Origin of the sequence: Cupriavidus sp. SK-3, from assembly GCF_000611145.1 — a bacterium.
GTDB lineage: Bacteria > Pseudomonadota > Gammaproteobacteria > Burkholderiales > Burkholderiaceae > Cupriavidus.
In genome coordinates, this window is record NZ_JFJV02000007.1 from 8439 (window position 1) to 9189 (window position 751).

At 73.4% G+C, this 751-nt stretch carries 1 protein-coding gene; it reads right to left on the bottom strand.

Going from position 1 to position 751, the window contains the following annotated elements:
- Positions 1-751: PAS domain-containing protein (locus tag CF70_RS00560; protein ID WP_200876671.1), on the bottom strand; the 751-nt coding region annotated here is incomplete at both ends.

Genomic DNA, 751 nt, shown 5'->3' on the forward strand with positions numbered 1-751 from the left:
TTCGTCCGAGGCGCCGGGGGCGCGCGCCTCGGGCAGCGCGGTCAGCGTCAGCTGCACCGGCAAGCGCGAGCCGCCCTTGCGGACATAGGTCCACTCTTGTTCATCGGCCAGCCCGAGGCGCGCCTTGCCGACCACGGCAGGCAAGCCTGCGGCGACCGGCTCGCCCAGCTCGTGCGTCAGCGCGGCGGCGCGCACCGCGACCTCCCGGGGGTCGAGGAGATCGAGAAAGCGCATGTGTCCGGCCACCTCGCCGGCCTGGTACCACAGCATGCGCTGGGCGGCGCGGTTGATGCCCGTCACCAGGCCATCGCGGTCGAAGGTAATGACGCTAAGCGCCGTGTGGTCAAGCACGCGGGCGCTGCGCTCGGCCTGCTCGGCGGCAGCCAGTTCGGCGCGGCGGATGGCGCTCAAGTCGGTCACCACCCACATCACGCGGCCGGGACCGGCGGCGGGCACTGGCGTCACGGCTACGCGCACGGGAAAGACCGTGCCATCGGCCTTGCGGGCGCGGGTCTCGCGCCTCCCGTCCGGCGCGAGCGCGGGCAGCATGGCGGCGTCGGGGAGCAAGGTGGCAATGGGCGTACCGGCGAACTGGTCCGCCGCTTTGCCGAACAATGTCGTGGCAGCGGCACTGGCGATCTGGACCTGGCCACCGGCATCGCACACCAGGAAGGCATCGGTGGCGCTGGCCAGGCCCGCGCGCTGCAATGCGGCGTCTGCCTGCCGGCCCTGGCGGGCTCGCGCCGCGAGC